At 41.4% G+C, this 17,412-nt stretch carries 21 protein-coding genes; 2 read left to right on the forward strand and 19 right to left on the reverse strand.

The features are described from left to right. Positions 1-10: 10 nt before the first annotated feature. The 3 genes from E7413_03850 to E7413_03860 all read right to left on the reverse strand — a co-directional run bounded on the left by E7413_03850 (position 11) and on the right by E7413_03860 (position 1,942). The gene (locus E7413_03850; protein ID MBE7018994.1) at positions 11-499 is read right to left on the reverse strand and encodes a metallophosphoesterase; all 489 of its coding nucleotides are present in this window, start codon (positions 497-499) and stop codon (positions 11-13) included. A gap of 10 nt (positions 500-509) precedes the next feature. Continuing rightward, positions 510-1,262 (reverse strand): Nif3-like dinuclear metal center hexameric protein, encoded by a 753-nt coding sequence (locus E7413_03855; GenBank protein MBE7018995.1) that lies wholly within the window; start codon positions 1,260-1,262, stop codon positions 510-512. A 68-nt stretch (positions 1,263-1,330) separates the two neighbouring features. Further along, positions 1,331-1,942: a hypothetical protein gene (locus E7413_03860; GenBank protein MBE7018996.1), complete on the reverse strand. Its 612-nt coding sequence runs from the start codon at positions 1,940-1,942 to the stop codon at positions 1,331-1,333. A gap of 191 nt (positions 1,943-2,133) precedes the next feature. On the opposite strand from E7413_03860, the gene E7413_03865 reads away from it, so the two are divergent. Then, positions 2,134-3,081: an L-lactate dehydrogenase gene (locus tag E7413_03865; GenBank protein MBE7018997.1), complete on the forward strand. Its 948-nt coding sequence runs from the start codon at positions 2,134-2,136 to the stop codon at positions 3,079-3,081. Between the two features lie 511 nt (positions 3,082-3,592). On the opposite strand, the gene E7413_03870 is transcribed toward E7413_03865, so the two are convergent. The 9 genes from E7413_03870 to E7413_03910 form a co-directional block, all read right to left on the reverse strand. Further along, a complete protein-coding gene (locus tag E7413_03870; GenBank protein ID MBE7018998.1) occupies positions 3,593-4,060 on the reverse strand; it encodes a hypothetical protein in 468 nt (155 codons plus the stop codon). A gap of 187 nt (positions 4,061-4,247) precedes the next feature. Beyond that, positions 4,248-4,466, reverse strand: coding sequence for a hypothetical protein (locus E7413_03875; protein ID MBE7018999.1), 219 nt, complete (start codon positions 4,464-4,466; stop codon positions 4,248-4,250). Between the two features lie 10 nt (positions 4,467-4,476). Then, positions 4,477-4,854 (reverse strand): metal-dependent transcriptional regulator, encoded by a 378-nt coding sequence (locus E7413_03880; protein ID MBE7019000.1) that lies wholly within the window; start codon positions 4,852-4,854, stop codon positions 4,477-4,479. Between the two features lie 52 nt (positions 4,855-4,906). Continuing rightward, positions 4,907-5,239, reverse strand: a complete 333-nt coding sequence (locus E7413_03885) for a branched-chain amino acid transporter AzlD (protein MBE7019001.1) — start codon at positions 5,237-5,239, stop codon at positions 4,907-4,909. After that, positions 5,236-5,925 (reverse strand): branched-chain amino acid ABC transporter permease, encoded by a 690-nt coding sequence (locus tag E7413_03890; GenBank protein ID MBE7019002.1) that lies wholly within the window; start codon positions 5,923-5,925, stop codon positions 5,236-5,238. Before E7413_03890 ends, E7413_03885 begins: the two co-directional genes overlap by 4 nt. A gap of 4 nt (positions 5,926-5,929) precedes the next feature. Beyond that, positions 5,930-7,204, reverse strand: coding sequence for an amidohydrolase (locus E7413_03895; GenBank protein ID MBE7019003.1), 1,275 nt, complete (start codon positions 7,202-7,204; stop codon positions 5,930-5,932). A gap of 15 nt (positions 7,205-7,219) precedes the next feature. Beyond that, entirely contained in the window at positions 7,220-7,840 is a 621-nt protein-coding gene (locus E7413_03900) for a YigZ family protein (GenBank protein ID MBE7019004.1), read from the reverse strand. After that, complete coding sequence (gene hflX, locus E7413_03905) at positions 7,827-9,077, reverse strand: GTPase HflX (protein MBE7019005.1); 1,251 nt, start codon at positions 9,075-9,077, stop codon at positions 7,827-7,829. Before hflX ends, E7413_03900 begins: the two co-directional genes overlap by 14 nt. Then, the gene (locus E7413_03910; protein MBE7019006.1) at positions 9,078-9,893 is read right to left on the reverse strand and encodes an HAD family phosphatase; all 816 of its coding nucleotides are present in this window, start codon (positions 9,891-9,893) and stop codon (positions 9,078-9,080) included. A 290-nt stretch (positions 9,894-10,183) separates the two neighbouring features. Between E7413_03910 and E7413_03915 the strand changes: the two genes are divergently transcribed. Next, on the forward strand, positions 10,184-10,435 hold the full coding sequence (locus E7413_03915; protein MBE7019007.1) for a hypothetical protein: 252 nt from the start codon (positions 10,184-10,186) through the stop codon (positions 10,433-10,435). 53 nt (positions 10,436-10,488) lie between these two features. Here the strand turns inward: E7413_03915 and ftsZ are convergent, their stop codons facing one another. The 7 genes from ftsZ to ftsW form a co-directional block, all read right to left on the reverse strand. Continuing rightward, positions 10,489-11,613: a cell division protein FtsZ gene (ftsZ, locus tag E7413_03920; GenBank protein MBE7019008.1), complete on the reverse strand. Its 1,125-nt coding sequence runs from the start codon at positions 11,611-11,613 to the stop codon at positions 10,489-10,491. A 147-nt stretch (positions 11,614-11,760) separates the two neighbouring features. After that, positions 11,761-12,147, reverse strand: coding sequence for a DUF1290 domain-containing protein (locus E7413_03925; protein MBE7019009.1), 387 nt, complete (start codon positions 12,145-12,147; stop codon positions 11,761-11,763). Between the two features lie 18 nt (positions 12,148-12,165). Beyond that, positions 12,166-12,921, reverse strand: a complete 756-nt coding sequence (locus E7413_03930) for a DUF881 domain-containing protein (GenBank protein ID MBE7019010.1) — start codon at positions 12,919-12,921, stop codon at positions 12,166-12,168. Further along, positions 12,887-13,672: an FtsQ-type POTRA domain-containing protein gene (locus E7413_03935; GenBank protein MBE7019011.1), complete on the reverse strand. Its 786-nt coding sequence runs from the start codon at positions 13,670-13,672 to the stop codon at positions 12,887-12,889. Before E7413_03935 ends, E7413_03930 begins: the two co-directional genes overlap by 35 nt. A 72-nt stretch (positions 13,673-13,744) precedes the next feature. After that, the gene (gene murA / locus E7413_03940; GenBank protein MBE7019012.1) at positions 13,745-15,034 is read right to left on the reverse strand and encodes a UDP-N-acetylglucosamine 1-carboxyvinyltransferase; all 1,290 of its coding nucleotides are present in this window, start codon (positions 15,032-15,034) and stop codon (positions 13,745-13,747) included. A 50-nt stretch (positions 15,035-15,084) separates the two neighbouring features. Further along, complete coding sequence (gene murG, locus E7413_03945; GenBank protein ID MBE7019013.1) at positions 15,085-16,182, reverse strand: undecaprenyldiphospho-muramoylpentapeptide beta-N-acetylglucosaminyltransferase; 1,098 nt, start codon at positions 16,180-16,182, stop codon at positions 15,085-15,087. Between the two features lie 35 nt (positions 16,183-16,217). Continuing rightward, on the reverse strand, positions 16,218-17,363 hold the full coding sequence (ftsW, locus tag E7413_03950) for a putative lipid II flippase FtsW (protein ID MBE7019014.1): 1,146 nt from the start codon (positions 17,361-17,363) through the stop codon (positions 16,218-16,220). Between the last annotated feature and the right edge of the window lie 49 nt (positions 17,364-17,412).

Raw genomic sequence — 17,412 nt, forward strand, 5'->3', positions numbered from 1 at the left:
TTTTAACTTTTTAAAATGGTGAGGGAAGCTGTACATTGCAATAGCTTATCTTTCCGGCTTCAATTTCAATAACACCGTAGGAAGCATTACCTGTTCTTGGACGTGAAATGCTACCCGGGTTTGCCAAAATTTTCCCTGAAAAATGCTCTACTTCTGCAATATGCGTATGCCCGAACAAAATCACATCAGCTTTCTCGGTGGCAGGAATACTCTTTAAAGGTGCGGGATCCCAACCCAAAAGATAATAATGCCCATGGGTAATAAATATCTTTTTATCCCCGATTGTCAACATTTTTTCGTTGGGATATGCACCGGAATAATCATTATTCCCTTGCACGCCGTAGATGGGAAAATCGAAAAAGTTGTCCTCTAAAAATTGGATATCCCGATTGATGTCCCCTAAATGAATTACGGCAGTAACACCATACATATTTTCAATAATCTGTTTCATTTTTCTCACATCACCATGAGAATCGGAAAACACTAAAATTCGTTCCATAAATTGGTACCTATACGGTCTTATAAAATCCGTGATGAACTTCTTGAACCGTTACGTCTAAATTTAGTTCCGTGAGCGCAATACGGATTTTTTCCAAAGCGGGATTCTCGGTTTCAAAGTGGCCTGCCGTAACCATACAAAGACCCAGGCTTTCTGCTAACTGATATTCGTGATATTTGGCTTCGCCTGTGAGATAAACATCGCAGTCTTTCATCGTTTCCACCATGCTTCCGCCTGCACCTCCAACGACAGCAACGGTTCTCACCTTGCGGTTGGGGTCTCCTGTATAATTCACATATGAAACTTGAAGAGATTCTTTTACCAGTGTGATAAAATCTTGTAAACAAATGGGCTCTTTTAAGAAACCTTTTCGGTAGATAGTAGGTTGGTCTGTGTGATAATCCATAAGCTCAAGCAGTTGACATAGCGTATCGTTTACGCCGCCCCAGCAGCTATCGAAGTTTGTATGCATAGAATATACCGCAATGTTGTGGGAAAGCAGCGTAGCAATCTGACGGCCTTTTTCTTCTTCTAAATTGATTGATTTTATTCCCCCCATAATGAACGGGTGATGGCTGACAATCAGGTTGCATCCGTTTTCGATGGCGCAATCAATTACCCGGTCGGTAATATCCAGTGCCACATAGCATTTTTTGATATCCCAATCAGGGTGTCCCAGCATCAGGCCTACGTTGTCCCATTCTTCGGCGAGGCAAAAGGGCGCGATTGCTTCTAATTTTGCAATAATCGTTCTTAATTTCATAAGACCACTTCCTCTTCTTGAAGCTTTTCTTCATTATATCCCAAAAGAAGAGGCTTGTCAATTCTTTTTCAAAAGAATAAATAATTCGATAGAGGAGAGAGTAATGTGAATTTCAAAGAAACACCGATCGCTACCATAAACGATGTGGCTAATGTGATTACAGACGTGGTGAGAAGTTCTTGCGGAAGGGAAGTTTTAGAGGAATGATGCTGCAATGCGGAGGCAAGCAGATATTTGTTAACAGAAAGACTTTTTCTTGCCAGAATCATTAGAGCCGGAAGAAAAAACATAAGATTGGTAATCAGAAACAGTCCGCCAAGAAAAAAGCCCTTCATAGCAAAATATTTGATTAAAAATGTGAGAAAAAATCCGGAAGAAAACCCCCACTTGAAAACGAGAAAAATCGTGGGAATAAAGCCGGGTAAAAATAACGAAAACAGAGCAATCAGAAGATAGGTGGAAAGTTCCTCTGAAAGCATCAGACGAAAACTCAGTTCGTGTTCTTTTGCTTGCTTGATAAATTCTTCTGCTTGTATCCCTGCACTGAAAAAGTCGGATTCTGAAAGAAAATTTGTGTAAAAGCATCCGACCAAAAATCCGAGAACAATTAAAATAAGCAGTAAGCTGTATGAAAATTTGTGCTCCTTAAAATGATACGCTATTTTTCGAAATTGAAACAAGATATTTTCCTCCTTAGAAATTGCTATACCACAGAGTATGAGAACAAGCTGTGAAAAAGAATAAAAATTCTTTAAAAAGAGAAAAAACAATTGACAAAATCGTTTTCTTTTGATACAATAACAGATACAGAATATAATGGGTTAAAATTTCAATTTGACTATAAAATTATTAGGGAAAAGAGGTTTATTTTATGGGTACTTCCAAGAAAAAAATCACAATTGTAGGAGCAGGTTTTGTAGGTGCTTCTATTGCATATACCATTGCTGCCAGAAACCTTGCGCATGAAATGGTTTTAATTGATGTAAATAAAGAAAAAGCATATGGAGAAGCGCTGGATATTTCTCATGCTTGTCCTGTATTCGGTTCCATGAAAATCACCGCAGGTGACTATGAAAACGTGAAAGACAGCGATGTTATTATTATCACTGCAGGTGTAAACAGAAAACCCGGTGAAACCAGAATGGATTTAGCTTGCAAAAATGTTTCCATTATGAAATCTATTGTTGGTGACATTATGAAACACTATAATGGCGGCATTTTTGTTATCGTTTCCAATCCTGTTGACGTGTTAACCACCTTAGTTCAGAAATGGACCGGTCTGCCCGCAGGTAAAGTTATCGGTTCCGGTACTTACTTAGATACCATCCGTCTGCAGCAGAAGCTGTATGATTTATTTGATATGAACGTGAAAAATATTCACGCAATGATGATCGGTGAACACGGTGAAACCCAGTTCCCTTACTGGAGCCACGCTACCATCGCCGGCGAACTGCTTGTAAATTTAGATACCATTCACGGTCATCCCTTAACTGAAGAAGAAAAAGCTCAGATTAAAGAAGAAGTGAAATTAGGTGGTGCAGCAATCATCAAAAACAAAGGTGCTACCTATTTTGGCGTTGCAAGTGCAGTAAGTGATATTACCGATGCAATCTTAAATGGTAAAGACAGAGTGCTTCCTGTAAGTATCAACAAAGAAGAAATTTACGGTTTCACCAATGTTGCAGTAAGTATGCCCAGAATCGTAAGCAGCGAAGGTGTTGAATTGGATATTCCCGTAGTTCTTTCTCCCGAAGAAGAAGAACTGATGAAGAAATCTGTGGAAAATGTATATAACATTACCAAAGAATTTTTAGACTAAGACTCGATAAAATTGTCCATAACGGATGAATCTCGCCCTCGACGTACACTCGGTACGCCTTCGGGTGCCATCAAAGCAGAGCTTTGACTCGATTTCTCCGTTCTGAACCAATTTTCTCGTCGTCTGAAACAGGAAAGTCAAGACTGCAAAAGGCATAGGATTTATTCTATGCCTTTTTTGTTTTTATAAGGTGAAAATTGTTTGCAACAATTTTGATTAGAATGCCCTTTGCTATCCGCAAACCTCACCGCTCGGCGTACCGTTATGCTGTACGCAGTACTACGCCTTCGGGTAACCCTTTGGTTCGGTTTGCGAATTCTAAGTCCTTTTCTCATCGTCTTTCGGGAGACGTACACTCGGTACGCCTTCGGGTGCCATCAAAGCAGAGCTTTGACTCGATTTCTCCGTTCTGAATCAATTTTCTCGTCGTCTGAAACAGGAAAGTCAAGACTGCAAAAGGCATAGGATTCCGTTTGAATATCCTATGCCTTTTTTGTTTATCAATATAAAATTATCTGTTAAATTTTACCCAATCTTCTAAGGTAGAATATGTAATGATTACGCTGTTTCTTTGGGAAGGATTGCTGCAATCTATACTTACTGTGTAGACTGCTTCACATTCTTCATTCCATTTGTTCGACATCAGGTTCATAACTTCTTGCGATGTCATTTGATGCCACTGTTCGTCAATTTTGTACCAGGCGATGACAAGATCCGCCCATTCAGCACCTTTTGTGAACTCGTCTATGTTTTTAATATCAAATTCGTAAAAATGGCTCATGTTCAATTTCCATACTTGTACGACAGAATTTTGCGCTTGAATGTCATAAGCATCAACAAAATCTTCGATGGATGATTGCAATGTTAAATTTCTGGGCAGAGTGTAAGAACCGGTGGTTCGGTCTTTAGAATATGAAGAGCTTAATTTGAATACTACTGACTGGTTCTGCGTAAAGCCGTAGTAATATCCGAAATTCATAGGGATTTCTTGTTGATTGTTTTCAATGTAAATAAAGTCTTGATCTGTTAATTGACTAGACTCTGATTCTGATGTTGTTTTTGTAGAAACTGGCGGGATGGTTGTGTTGGCAGGGGGAACGTTTTTAGAGCAAGCTGAAAGAGCCAACAATGATATTGTTAACAATATTAAGAGAGATTTTTTCATATTAATGTTTCTCCTTTTTTCTCTTGTAGGGATTGATTTTCTCAGGCTTCTTTTTCTCATTCTTGTTTTCTTTTTTGGTCACGGTAATCATAGAACTGACCGCAAGTAAAATTCCTAAGGTGAACATCGCTGCTCCATTTGCGGTGCCCAGCTGATTGGCGAAAGCACCGATTAAGACGCCACCAACGGCAAGAAGCAAAATTCGCAATGTTTTGTTCATGGTATCCTCCTTAATCCGGGCAGTTATGTTTTTCTAAAAATTCTTTGATTTTTTCAAAACTTTCCTGGCTTAAATCGTGCTCGATTTTGCAACTGTCTTCGTAAGCGGTTTCCTTGGATACGCCAAGAGCCATCAATGCTTTGGCAAGTACGTGGTGCCGTTCATACATGTTATCGGCAACTTGCATACCTTGTTCTGTTAAGGTAATATTTCCAAGTTCATCCACCACCAAAAAACCTTCTTCTCGCAGGTTTTTCATTGCTACGGATACGCTGGGCTTGGATACATTTAAATGATGAGCCACATCAATGCTTCTGACGTTTCCCAATTCTTTTTTTAGGATTAAAACGGCTTCTAAATAATTTTCGCCGGATTCTTTTAATTTCATTTTAAAAACCTCCGATTTTTTTGGGGGGATTGTTTGCTAAAATAGCAAAAAACTAAAAAATACATTGAACCAGTATCATATAAAATACGGTTCCACCACCAACGCTGAATAAAATATTCCGCTTCCACAGATGTACGGCGGTGATGGCTAATAGTGCTATTGCTTCGGGAAGTCCGTGAGACCATTGTAAAATAGAAACATCCTTTAAACAATATACCAACAGCATTCCGATGGTTGCATAGGGGAGCATCTTGCCTAAGTAGAGAATAAATTTGGGCGTTTTTTTATGGGGCGGAAACAGTAAAAATGGTAAAGCTCTGGTCAAAAAGGTGGCAACTGCCGATACCCCAATGATAAGCAGTGCCTGATGGATTGGAAGTGTCATACCAGTTTCGCCTCCAATCTTCTTTTTAAGATGCCGGAGCAAATTAAAATCAAGCTCATAGCAGGAAGTAAAAATCCTTCAGAACCCACAATCAGCAGACAAATAACAGAGATTCCGATTCCAACAAACTGGGGAATATGAGTTTTCGAATCTTTCCATTGGTCTAAGAAAATCACCATAAATAAGGCGGTCATTACAAAGTCAATCCCTTTGGAATTAAAGGGGATGGTGGAGCCGATAATATTTCCCAACACACAGCTTACAATCCAGTAAATATGGTCTAAAAAACCGATGGAGCAGTAAAACTGATGCTCGTCTACATCTTTTGGGGCTTTGATACCGCAGAGCAGGGAATAGGTTTCATCGGTTAAGGAAAACATCATATAAAACCGTTTTTTTTCTGCTTTTTTAAACCGTTCCAACAAGGATAAGCCGTAAAACAAATGGCGAAGGTTTACCATCAGCGTTACGAAAAAAGCGTTCCATAAGTCAAAAGGTGAGGTTAAAAAGCCAATCGCCACAAACTGACCGCTTCCTGCATACATACTCACGCTCATAATGAGTGCCCAAATAGGTCCGTAGCCTTTGCTGCTTAACAGGATGCCAAAGGCAGAGCCTAAAAATAAGTAGCCAAGCATGACGGGAATTGTATAGGGAAATGCTTTTTTTAAGGACTTGAGATTCATAAATTTAGATTTCTTTCTGAGATAATTTCTGTACTGCGTTTAATTTTTCTACATCCATTGTGGGATAGGTGCCGTCTTTGTATAACACTTTGCCGTCCACCATGGTAAGGCATACGTCTGTTCCTGATGCGGAATATACTAAGTTGTTGGTCAGATTGTGAACGGGTTTCCAGTAGGGAGCGTCCATATCTAACACAATTAAATCGGCGCGGTTGCCTACCTTTAATGCACCTGTGTCGCTACGTCCCTGAGCAATAGCGCCTGCTTTGGTTGCGGCATAGATTGCTTCTTTGGGGGTGATAATAGCAGGATCATTTGAGCGCACTTTCTGAAGCAGGGCAAAGAGCTTGATTTCTTCTATCATGTTTAAAGAGTTGTTGCTGGCCACGCTGTCGGTACCGATACCCACGTTGATGCCGTAATCAAATAAGGTTTTCACGTCACAGATACCGCTTGCCAGTTTTAAATTGGAAGCAGGGCAACTTGCCACGGATACGCCTTTTTCTTTCATAATGGCAAAATCGTCTCCCGAAAGATGCACACAGTGCGCCGCCAATACGGGAGAATCCAGCACGCCCAGATGATTGAAATATTCAATGGGAGTCATACCGTTATGACGTGCCATGCATTCTTTGTGTTCTTTTTCCGTTTCGGAAATGTGAATATGAATGGGCAGATGTTCTGTTTTTGCGTGTTCGGAAATTTCACGGATGGTGCGTTCGGTGTTGGTGTATTCCCCGTGAATGGAAAAATCAATTTTGATTTGTCCGTCGTTTTTATTATGATAATTTCTTACTAAGATTTTGTTTTCTTCATAAGCGGGCAAATCGTGATAGCTTGCATCGGAAAAGCAGGTGATACCACGGCTTAAATTGCATTTTACGCCCACTTCCAAGAATGCTTTTAGCATATCTTCGCAAAAGTAATACATATCACTGGTGGACACAATTCCAAACCGAAGCATTTCTGCAATCCCAAGCAAGGTGCCCACATAAATATCTTCGGAGGTCAGTTTATCTTCATAAGGGAAGATTTTTTTGTTGAGCCAGTCGTCTAAGGACAGATTTTCACCGTACCCTCTCATGAAGGTCATAGGAGTATGAGAGTGCAGATTGAAAAAACCTGTCATCAGAAGCTTATTTTTGCCGTTATAACGTTCTTCCTTGGTTTCGGGACAGGTATCTCCTATGTAGGTGATTTTATTCCCTTCGGTTAACACATACTGATGCTCTTTTACTTCTAAATTTTCATCTAAAATCGTGATATCATAAAATAACATAGCAAAAAATTCCTTTTACAGTTGATAGAAATTACGGTTTACTTCTTCCGCGGTCACGGTAGCATTTGTGGTTTCGGTTAAATCGGCAAGGAATCTTTGGTAGCTTCCTTCTTCCATATAATACCGCATGGTAATATGGTCTGCATATACTACGTCAATCTTGCGGCAATCGTGTTTTCTTAAAATATGTTCCACGGTGCCGAATAAATGATAGGGACAATCAATCATAAATTCCACACATTCTGCCATGGTGATGACTTCAGATGCCTGCACGCCCTCGTGGGCAGACTTGGAATAAGCTCGAATCAGTCCGCCTGCGCCAAGCAAGGTGCCGCCAAAATAACGAACCACAATGGATAAAGTATCGGTGATTTCTCCTTTGGATAACACTTCCAAAACGGGAACGCCTGCCGTACCTTGAGGCTCTCCGTCATCGGAAAAGCGCTGAATCTGATTGTTGCGGATGCGGTATGCAAACACCACGTGGGTGGCATCGTAATATTTTTTGCGAGCCGCTTCCAAGTGGGAGAGGGCTTCTTCTTCGCTTGTCACAGGATAAGTCAGCGAAATAAAACGGGATTTTTTTTCGATAATTTCACATTCGCTGGCTTTTAAAACGGTTTTATAACTGCTCATACTGGGCAATCAGCTCCTCTTTTCCGTAAACGGTAAGTTCTTGGTATTCGTTTTCGTATCTGGTGTCCAACACTTTTAACTGGTCGTGAATTCTTGCTACCAGATAGGATTTATCATAGGGAATCCGAATCACTCTTTCCACCTCGGTGGTACGAGTTAATTCGGTAATTTTTTGCAGTAATTCGTCAACATGGTAACCTGTTTTGGCAGATACCATAATACTATCTTTTTCCGAAATAAATTCTTCGGTTAAGTTGTCAGCTTTATTATATACTGAAAGAATGGGTTTTGCTTCGGCACCCAAATCCTTTAGAAGATTTTCCACAGTCTTTTTGTGATTGGGTAAGTTTTCATCAGTAGCATCCATCACGTGCAACAGTAAATCCGCTTCGCAACATACTTCCAATGTGGATTTAAACGCTTCCACTAAGTGATGGGGAAGTTTTCGGATAAACCCAACCGTGTCTGTCAACACTGCCTGACGGTCATCAGCTAAAGTGAGTTTTTTTGATAAGGGGTCCAAGGTTGCAAACACCATATCTTCCACATACTGCTCGCTTCCTGTTAAAGCATTTAATAGCGAAGATTTTCCTGCATTGGTATAACCAACCAGAGCAATGTTTACCACTTCGTTTTTGGCACGCTGTTTTCGTTGGGTTTCACGGTTTTTTTCAATTTCTTTTAATTCTCGGCGTAAATTTGCAATTCTTTCACGGATGTGCCGTTTATCGGTTTCCAGCTGAGTTTCCCCGGGACCACGGGTACCGATACCACCTCCCAAACGGGAGAGGGAAGTACCGATGCCGGAAAGTCTGGGCAGATGATACAGAAGCTGTGCCAATTCTACCTGACATTTCCCTTCACGGGTGGTGGCACGCAGGGCAAAAATATCTAATATTAAGCGGGAACGGTCGATGACACGAACCTTCAATTCTTCTTCAATATTTCTGGTATGGGAGCCGGAAAGTTCACAGTCAAACACTACCAGATTGGCATCCAGCTCTTCCACGGCATTTTTTAATTCTTCAATTTTCCCTTTTCCCAAAACGGTACGGCTGTCGGGAGCTTCACGATTCTGGGTGATTTCTCCCACCACTTCGGCGCCGGAGGCTTCACAGAGTGCTTTTAGTTCTTCTAAGGATTCCGGGTCGGAGTCTTCTAATTTCCCGGTTCCTAAAAACACACCGCATACAATACATTTTTCCGTTTTTACAAATTCATCAATTGGTCTTTCCATTTAAATCGTTCCTTTATCCAGCATTTCTACCACGGCTTTGATCACGTGTTCTTCGCAGGTGACAGGCAACACCACATCTGCCAGTTCTTTTAATCCCTGGTTTGCATTAGCAACGGCAATTCCGCAACCTGCAACGGCAAGCATTTCTTTATCATTCATATTATCTCCCACCGCATAACATTTATCAGGAGATATTTTTAATATATTCAGCAATTCGCTTAAGGCAGAACCTTTATGAACTCCGTGAGGCAACAGTTCAAAATAATGCTCTTCACTTCTTACAAAACTGTACTGGGGATAAAGGGGTGGAATTACTTTTTCTAACATATCGATTTCATCGGTTTCTGCCGCCATTAAGACTTTGCACCAGTCAGGCGTTTCTTCTAAAGAGTGCCACTCAATTTTATTATCGGGAAAAATTTTTTCGTCGTTGATATGTTTTCTCACATAGGGATTGTCGGTGAAAAATAAAATTTCCTCGGGGATAAATGCTTCAATTCCCAACCATGGAAATTTTTTATGAATGTCGTTGACCACTTCTTTATAGTTTCCAAAAAGACGTTTGGCATACAAAAATTCATTGGTTGCAGGATTTTTGATAACACCGCCGTTATGGGAAATCACAGGGATATCAGGCGTTAATTCATCAAAATAACTTTCTAAGGATTGATACACTCTTCCCGAAGCCACGGTGAACTTTCCGCCGTTTGCTCTAAAATAGCGGATGGCTTCCAAGTTTTCTTTGGAGATGGTTTTTTCTTCGGTTAAGAGGGTTCCGTCCATATCGGAAACTAAGAGAATTCCGTCAAATTTCATAGGCGCTTTCCTTTCAGGGACTAAAAATGTACATACATAATTTATTATACACCAATTTTCTTGTAAATTCAAGTTTTTTCTGAAATTACAATGATTTATCTCTCTTTTTTTGTCAAACGGGAGAGGATTTGTTTTTCTTTCTTGGTTTTGCTTGAGGATTGTTGGTTTGTCTTTGTTTTTGCAGAAAAATGAAGAATTTTTTGGGTTGATTGCAAGGGGATGAGTGTGTTATAATCAAAAAGAACCTTTTCCTAATGAAAAATATAAACAAAAGAGGAAGGAATACGATTATGCTAATGAAAACAACAGTGACAAAGAAAAATGTTTGTTATGGGAACAAACGGTATCAACTGACGTATCGCCTTCTTTTGGAAGATGATTCATATTACGGGGTGGAAGTAATCTGCCGACATCAAAATACTGTGGAAACAGAACGAATTCTCATTGGAAAAAATAAACAGAAAGCTCTTAAGCTTCTTCGCTTGTTTGCGAAAGAGACGGTGTTCCCGGTGGCTTTAAAAGAAACTTGGGAAAATTTGTAAATCAGTATAAAAAAACAGTCCTCAATCTGAGGACTGTTTTTTTTATTTGAAACTTAGTTTAAGCCGGTAATCCAATCAGGAATATCTAACACTTCTTCTTTTTTCTTCTTGGGAGTTTCAGTCTGCATAAAGGAAGGAGCGCTTAACGGTTCGGGAGCCGGTTTTTCTACTACTTCTTTTTTAGCAGCGCCGAACTGAGGAATGTTAAAGTGATCACGGAATACTTCATTGGAAGCAAAACCGGTAGCAATCACGGTAACTTTGATTTCGTCCTTCATATTTTCGTCGATGACTGCACCGAAGATTAAGTTTGCATCCGGATCCACATGTTCCTGAACGATGGTGGCAGCCTGACTTGCTTCGATTAAGGACATATTCGGTCCACCGGTGATGTTTACTAACACACCTTTTGCACCGTCAATGGTGGTTTCCAGTAACGGGCTGGAGATTGCTGCTAAAGCTGCATCTTCTGCCTTGTTGTCGCCACTTGCCATACCGGAACCCATATGAGCATAACCGGTATTTTTCATAATAGTTTTTACGTCTGCAAAATCACAGTTGATTAAGCCGGGAACTACGATAACGTCGGAGATACCCTGCACGCCCTGACGAAGTACATCGTCTGCAATGCGGAAAGAATCCTTTAAGGAAGTGTTTTTATCTACTAAACCTAATAACTTATCATTGGGGATGACAATTAAAGCATCCACGTATTCTTTTAAGCCTTCCACGCCTTTTTTTGCAGCGTTGCTTCTTTTCATACCTTCAAAAGCAAAGGGCTTGGTCACAACACCAACGGTTAAAATGCCCATTTCCTTAGCAACGGAAGCAACTACGGGAGCTGCACCGGTACCGGTTCCACCGCCCATACCTGCAGCAATAAATACCATGTCGGCACCCTGAACCACCTGAGCAATTTCTTCTCTGTTTTCTTCAGCAGCTTTTTCGCCGATTTCGGGATTTGCACCTGCACCTAAGCCTTTGGTGATTTTTTCACCAATTCTTAATTTGGTTTGTGCTTTTGAGTTAAGTAATGCTTGATTATCTGTGTTGATGGCAATAAATTCCACCTTGTCCATATTGTTGTCAACCATGGTGTTTACAGCGTTGTTACCTGCGCCGCCAACTCCGATTACCTTGATTTTTGCAAAGGTGTCTAATTCGCTATGGTATGCCATATTCCTAAAACCTCCCTGAAATTTCTATCTAAAGTCTACATTTTTCGTAGATATATGCGCAATTATTCATACTATTCTCATATTATAGCATCTTTTTTTCGAAAAAGCAAGTCAAATGACGAAAAAAATGTAAAAAAACTGTAATTTTTAAGAGGGGTTATCAGACCCCAGTTCTTCCACGGTCAGTTGCTTTCCCAAATTGGAATATTTGTCCACGTAAAAACGACGGATAAAGCCAAAATTCTGGAACATTCTGGTGCCAAATACCACCACGATTGCCACGTATAAATCCAGTCCGAGTTTTTCTCCCAGATAGATGATAAAGGCAGCCAGAATTGCATTCCCGAACAGACCTGTTAAAAAGACCATCATAGAGAATTTTTTTCTTAAATTGGCGGAGATGCCGCCCAACACCGAATCCAGAGCTGCTAAAATGGCAATCGCCATGTAAACTGAATAGTCGGGATTGATGCTGCCCGGAACAAAGAAGGCAATCAAACAACCCAAAACAAAACCGATCAGAGGTAATAACATAATAAATCCTGCCTTTCTTTATTTTTTTGCTGCAGTGGGTGTTGCATATTTGAAGTTGATGGCACCCTTATAGGCAGGCACAGTGATTGATTCTGCGGTTTTTACGTCCACTTCGCAGTATGCGGCAATATCTGCCACAACACCGCCTTTAAACAGCAATGCAGATTCCAGCGTTTTGGCATCACCAATAGCATTGATGATAAACGGAGCGCCGATTCTCACATTGTTGATACTTAAAACAGAGCCCACACAACGAATTTCGGAAATGGAGGTTAAACGTTCTCCATTGATGGAAATGGCTTCTGCACCGGCATCTTTTAATTCGTTGATTACCAAAAGAATATCAGAATCGTGCAACCAATACAGACTTTCCGGTTCGCCGGGGAGAGGTGTTTGGGTTCCGTCGTTCATTTTGACTACCACGCCGGGACCTTCTACTTCTTTTAATCCTGCCAACACTTCCGCATTATCCAGCTGTTCTTTCATCAGCTTGGTAGTGGTGTTGGTATCTTCCACGGAAGACATATATTGATCCAATCGACTCTGTACGGTTTCCAATTCCAGATACAGCGCTTCATTTTTTTCCTTTTCTTTGCGATACATAGATTGGATTTCACCGGCACGAAGACCGCTGATAGAGCCGGCACCATTATTTTTTTTGACACTGCGGAGCTGTATGGTGATGGAAAATCCAAGCAGCAGACACACCAAGCCCATTGCGATTTGTGCTTTCCATTTGCTATTCATATTCTTTAAACACCGCCTTATCTTCATCGATAAATTCTATGGTTCCGGATTTTTCTTCCGGGATGTTTGCCAACACTTCTTTTAAAAATTTAATTTTGTAGGAACTTCTGCTGCCGGAGCCGATGTCTGCTGTAATATTATTCTCAAAATGTACGAAAAAATTGCCTTCTGTGACAGCTAGCTTTTCCAACGGGTCAATCATTTTATTTTGGCTGATTTCCTGTGAAATTGCAATTGCGGTATCCAGTTCATCTTGGTTTGCGGTATCCACAATTTTTCCCACTTCAAACTGTTCTACTGTAATTCCTTCAATTATGGGAACGTTGTATTTTTCGGTATCACCGGTAGAGTCCAGAATTTTTCCGGTTTCATCCACTGTCAGAAAAAGAGCTTCTCCGCATACAATTTCTGCAACGGGTTTGCATTCCGTAATACCGATGGATACCTTGTTGGGGAAGACTCTGGTAACATTTGCGGATTTTACAAAGGGAAGGGCAGCAATTTTTTTCTCGGTATCAACCGTCTGAAAGGTAAAAATGTTGGTTCCTACCGACAATCCGGAAGCATCCAATACTTTTTCGGCAGAAAGATTCTTGGTTCCCGTTACGGTGATTTCACGAATATGAAAAACAGGCGTTAAAAATCCGATGACAATTACCAGCACGATTAAGATGGCGGTAACCAGCACGGTGGTTTTGAACACCTTGTTTTTCTGATGCTTTTTTGTTTGGGGTTGTGGTTGGGCAGATGGTGTGCCCAACCCCTTTTCTTCATTCATAGGAATCCTCGTTTTGATATAGTGTTGTTTCCTCGGTCAAAGAAAGGAATCTGATATGTTATCATATGGATGTCAACCAAATGAGAGCAGCAATTTTTGTTGTTCCAACGATGGCAGAAGCTCTGCATTGGCTCCTAAGGAGCGTAGCTTGACAATCATATTTTCGTAGCCTCTTTCAATATGGTGCACGTCATTGATTATGGTTTTTCCTTCTGCTGAAAGCGCGGCAATTACCAGTGCAGCTCCCGCTCTTAAATCCTTTGCACACACGTTGGCGCTGTGCAGTTTGGGAACACCGTGCACACGGGCTGTGTTTCCGGAAAGGGAAATGTTTGCACCCATTTTTTGGAGTTCTTCCACATGATTGTAGCGGTTTTCAAATATATTTTCCACAATCATACTGGTTCCTGTTGAACGGAGTAGCGCAGCCATCATGATGGCCTGCGCATCTGTGGGGAATCCCGGATGCGGCATTGTGGAAATTAAGTCCACCGGCTTAGGGTGGGGGGGAGCTGTTATGGTTAAGGTATCATCGGAATGGGGTATCACAAATGCGCCCATTTCTTCTAAAATAGCAATGCTCTTTCCTAAATCTGCCACAGGAGCATTGGTTAAGGTGATGGTGCTTCCTGTTGCTGCTGCCAATGAAAGGTAGGTTGCGGCTTCAATGCGGTCGGAGCAAATGCGGTATTCACAGTCGGAAAAGTTTTTGGTGGGAGTAATTTGAATGGCGTTGGTACCTGCTCCCGTAATCTGCGCACCTGCGGTGTTTAAAAAGTTCTGTAAATCTACAATTTCCGGCTCTTTTGCAGGATTTTTAATGGTGACGGGTCCGTCTGCAATCAACGATGCAATCATCACATTCTCGGTAGCACCCACGCTGGGAAAGCTGAGCTGATATTCTCCGCCTTTTAAGGAGGGAGCTGTGCAACAGATTCCGGCTTCGTCTTCTTGAATTTGCACACCCATTTGGGAAAGAACAGACAAATGAATATCAATCGGACGTTTTCCCAATTCGCAACCGCCCGGATAGGAAATTTGGGCAGAACCGAATCGATTGATAAAGGCCCCTAATAAGATGATGGAAGAACGGAGTTTTCTCATCAGCTGTGATGGGACCTGCGGTTTGGCATCGAATCCTGTATTTACGGTGATGGTTCCATTCTCCATGATAACATGATACCCCAAATATTTCAAAATGTCAATGGTGCATCGAACATCCGAGATATCGGGGCAGTTATGTAACACAGTTTTCTTTCCTGTAATAATGGTTGCCGCCAAAATGGGCAACACCGCGTTTTTGGAACCGGAAATGGGGACGGTGCCCGAAAGCTTTTTTCCGCCTTCAATCAGGTATCTCATAGTTTCACACCTTTCTTACAGTTCCATTATATGAAAGGTGTGTCTGATTGTTACGGTTGATTGTGTAATTTCATCACAAGTTCACCCACTCGTTTATCACCGTCGGTGATGGCAAGAGGAGTGAGGGCTTCCGACATTTTCTGTAATTTGGCAGAATCACTCACCATGGAGTGCAGTGCCTGATATAAATTTTCTCCGGTGAGAGTTGCTTCCGGAATTTTTAATGCTCCGCCTAAGGTAACCAAAGCATGAGCGTTTTTATCCTGATGATTTGCCGTTACGTTGGGAGAGGGAATCAGGATGGCGGGTTTTTTCATGGCGCATAGCTCGGAAACCGTCATTGCGCCTGCTCGGGTAATTGCTACATCGCAGGCAGCTAATACGTTGGGCATATCTTCAATGTATTGGGTAATTCTGATCTGATTGGGATCAAAAGATAATTCTTTTACCTGTTCTAAAAATTTTTCATAATAGCGGCTTCCTGTTCCGATGAACATGGTGATGCCGGCTTTTTGTGCCTGCGGAATCATTTTTATAAAGGCTTCATTTAATTGCAGGGCACCTAAGCTTCCGCCGAAACACAGCACTGCAGGAGCATCTTCAGGAAGGTTCAGCTTTTGACGTGCTGTTTTTTTATTCACCTGCATAAATTCCTGACGGATGGGGTTCCCCGTTAATACAGCGCGATCGGGATGTTTTAGGAAGGGTTGTGCTTCCATAAAAGCCAATGCATAACATTTTGCCCATTTGGAAAGCAGTTTGGTTGTTAACCCAGGAATTGCGTTTTGTTCGTGTACCAAAAAGGGAATTTTTTTGGATTTTAAAGCGTACATTGCAAGGGCGCTGATATAGCCGCCGGTGGACACGCCCACATCAGGGCGAAACTTTTCCACAACCTTTTTGATTTCCTTGTGAGCTTGATAGTCGGTTGCCAGGATTTTAAAATTACGAAGCAAATGTTTGCGGTCTAATCCCTGGGAAGGGAATCCGTAAAACTGACAACCGGTTTTGGAATAAAGTTTTTTCTCCAATGCTCCGTCGGAGCCGATATATAACACTTCGGCACCCTGGTTTTGAAGGTAGGTGCCGATTGCAATTGCAGGATTGATATGTCCGGCAGTTCCGCCGCCGGAAATAAGTACTTTCATAAAACGCCTCCCGTTTTGATAAACGTATCAGCCTATCAGATATGATGCTCTGCTTCTTTTTTTGTTTGGGTAGAAATGTTTAAAATCATACCCATAGAAATCATCTGGAATACAAAGGAAGTTCCCCCTGCAGAAAAGAAGGGGAGCGGAATACCTGTGGGCGGAACCGAAGAGGTTGCCACACCGATGTTTAAAAGAACTTGCACAATGGTTAAAGAAATTAAACCGAATACCAACAGCATAGAATAACGGTCGGGTGCTTTCAGGGCAATCCTGATAGCGCGGTAAAGCAGCAGTGCAAACAACAATAATACTGCCAATGCGCCCAAGAATCCAAGTTCTTCACAGATGATAGAGAAAATGAAGTCGTTTTGCGGTTCGGGAATATATAAGAATTTTTGACGGCTTCTGCCAAGACCAAGTCCTGAAAAGCCACCGCTGCCAATTGCATAAAGAGATTGTACTACCTGCCAACCGTCTCCTGCTTTGTCTTTAAAGGGGTCGGTGAAGGAAATCAGACGTTGCATACGGTAGGGTTCGATGATGGCGAAAATCACTCCTGCCACGCCGGCAATGATTGCGGCAATGGAAAACAGACGCATGGGAATTCCTGCTGCAATCATCATGCAGCCCAATGCTAACACGATAATTAAAATTGCAGAAAAGTGAGGCTGTAAAAGTAACAGAATTGCGGCAATTCCCACAATCAATCCGCAAATAATCAGATGAGGGAGAGATTCTTTTGCATCTATGGTTTTGATTTTGGATAAAACCCATGCACAAGTCATAATAATCGTTATTTTTGCAAATTCAGAGGGCTGAATGGTGGAGAAACCAAAATTCAACCAACGTTTTGCACCGTTTACACGTTGACCGATAAAAAGTACCAGCAATAACAGAATCATCGCTACGATATATATGGGAAATACGTATCGTTTGATCACTTTATAGTCAATCATGGAGACCAGGATCATTACCACAAAACCGATGACTGCCCAGAAAGCCTGATTTTTGAAAAAGAATAAGCTGTCACCGTGGATATAGAAGGCGCTGGGAGCCGAAGCGGAGAACACCATAACCAAACCGTATGCAGTCAATGCCACTACGGTTAAAAGAAAAATATGATCGAAATTTCTCCAGTTCAGCCGGAATTTTGGTTTGAGCTTTTTCATGGTATCCATACGGCTCCGGTTACGCTCTGGGAGCCTTCCTTTCTCCTAAAGATTCTTC

It is taken from the genome of Oscillospiraceae bacterium (assembly GCA_015068645.1).
Lineage (GTDB): Bacteria > Bacillota > Clostridia > UMGS1840 > UMGS1840 > SIG452.